This is a genomic window from Paenibacillus sabuli (assembly GCF_014705605.1).
Lineage (GTDB): Bacteria > Bacillota > Bacilli > Paenibacillales > Paenibacillaceae > Paenibacillus_D > Paenibacillus_D sabuli.
Genome location: NZ_JACXIZ010000095.1, coordinates 1 through 2020 on the forward strand (window position 1 = coordinate 1; position 2020 = coordinate 2020).

General features: G+C 74.1%; 2 protein-coding genes. Both read right to left on the reverse strand.

Going from position 1 to position 2020, the window contains the following annotated elements:
• Nucleotides 1-966 (reverse strand): 2Fe-2S iron-sulfur cluster-binding protein (locus IDH44_RS27305; RefSeq protein WP_190921775.1); only part of this gene is annotated, 966 nt, incomplete at its 3' end.
• On the reverse strand, nucleotides 963-2020 hold a 1058-nt coding region (locus IDH44_RS26225; protein WP_190921776.1), incomplete at its 5' end, for a molybdopterin cofactor-binding domain-containing protein. The genes IDH44_RS27305 and IDH44_RS26225, both read right to left, overlap by 4 nt.

The following is a 2020-nucleotide window of genomic DNA, read 5'->3' on the forward strand; positions in this document are numbered from 1 at the left end:
CCGCGCGCCCAGCTCCGGGTGAGCCCGCAGCAGCGCCAGCTGGCGCTGCAGCGGAGCGCTGCGCACCGCATCGGCGAAGGCCGCGCGCAGCGCTGCCGCGGTCGCGAACGGCCGCCGCGCCCAAGCCTGCTCCGCCACCCATGGCGAGTGCTCGAACAGTCCGCCGAGCAGCGCCGCAAATGCGGGAGGCTCCCGGGCCTCGTTAAGCGCGCGCAGCGACAATGACGCCGATCGCGCCCGCCCTGCAGCAGGGCGGCGGCTGGCGCGCACGCATGAAGTCTTGCGCGGCCATGGAGCACGGCGCCAAGTACGTCGGCCGCAACGGCTGGCGTACTCGCGCGGCGTCTCGCCGGAGGGCGGCGCAGCGCGACCGCTTGCAGCCTCGTCATCGACGGCAGCGCCCGCTCCTCCGTCTGCGTCAGTCGCCGCGCCATCGACGCCCGCCCGCACGGCTCCGGCTCCCTGCGATTCGCCGGACGCCGCCGCCCGGATCGCGCGCCGGATGCCGCCGTATCCGGTGCAGCGGCACAGATTGCCGCTCAGCGCCTCGACGAGCTGCGCCTCCGTCGGCTGCGGGTATTCAGCCAGCAGCGCTGCGGCGGCGACGATCATGCCCGGCGTGCAGTAGCCGCACTGGTAGCCGCCCTCCTCGAGGAACGCCTGCTGCAGCGGATGCAGCTGCGCGCCGGCGCCTGCCACGCCCTCGATCGTGGTCACGCCCCGGTCCGCACACTGATAGGCCATCGCCAGACAGGCGTTGACCGGACGGCCGTCCACGAGCACCATACAGGCGCCACAGCGCCCGATGCCGCAGGAGAGCTTGGTCCCGGTCAACCCCAGCTCGTCGCGCAGCACGTCCAGCATGCGCCGCGTCGGGGCGGTGTCCAGCTCCACCGGACGCCCGTTCACTGTGCAGCGCAGCCGATAGCCCATCGGCGACAGCTCCCATTCGCTCGCCTCGCTCATGCCCTCTCCCCCTTCCCCAGCCAGTCCAGGCGCTGCAGCAGCTCCGGCTCCACCGGCAGCCGCGACACGCGGATGCCGGTCGCATCGTGGATCGCGGCGGCAATCGCCGGCGCCAGCGCGACCGAGCCGATCTCGCCGACGCCGCGCGGGCCGTACAGATCGCCCGGGGGCAGCGCTTCGATCGCTTCGACGACGGTCTCGCCGCTCAGATCGGCGATGGTCGGGATGAGGTAGCCGTCGAAGTTGGAGAAGGCGTAGACGCCGCCCGCCATTCGCGCATCCTCGCCGAGCGCGAAGCCGTGCGCCATGCCGCTGCCGCCCTCGATCTGGCCGAGGTAGCCCTGCGGATTGGCCACCGGTCCGGCGGCGACGACATGATGCTGGCCGAGCACCCGCACCCGGCCGCTCCGGAGATCGACCTCGACGCGCACCGCCACCGCCGCATACGTGTACAGGTAATGCGCGCCGGTGCGGCGATCCGGCGTCACCGGATAGTGCAGCGCCGCCTCGCAGCGGATCGCCTCGCCCGGCATGCGCGCCAGCTCGCCGTATGAGAGGATCGGCTCGCCCGCTGCCTCCTCCGTTGCCTCCTCCGAGCCGCCCTCCGGGTCCGTGCGCAGCCGGATGCCGCCCGCTCCGAGCGCCAGCTCGCCGGCCGGCCGGCGCAGCGCCTGCCCCGCCCGCTCCAGCAGCCGCGCCGCGAATGCCGGTCCGATCGCCCGCAGCGTCTGGTACAGCATCGAGGTCGCGCGCGAGGCCGTGCTGGAGCCGCTGTCGGGCACGAGATCGGTATCGCCGACGATCAGGCGCAGATCGGAGACGGCCACCCCGAGCTGCTCGACGAGCATCTGCTCGAGCGTCGCCAGCAGCCCCTGCCCGCACTCCTCGTAGCCAAACGCCGCCTCGATGCGGCCGTCCGGCGCCAGCGTCAGGCGGCCGCCGGCGGGATCGGGGATGCCCCGGCCGAGCCCGGCGCCGTGCATCGCGATCGCCGCGCCGCGCCCGATGCGCAGCCAGGGCCGCAGCGTCGGGAGGCCCGCATGCGGCCCGGACG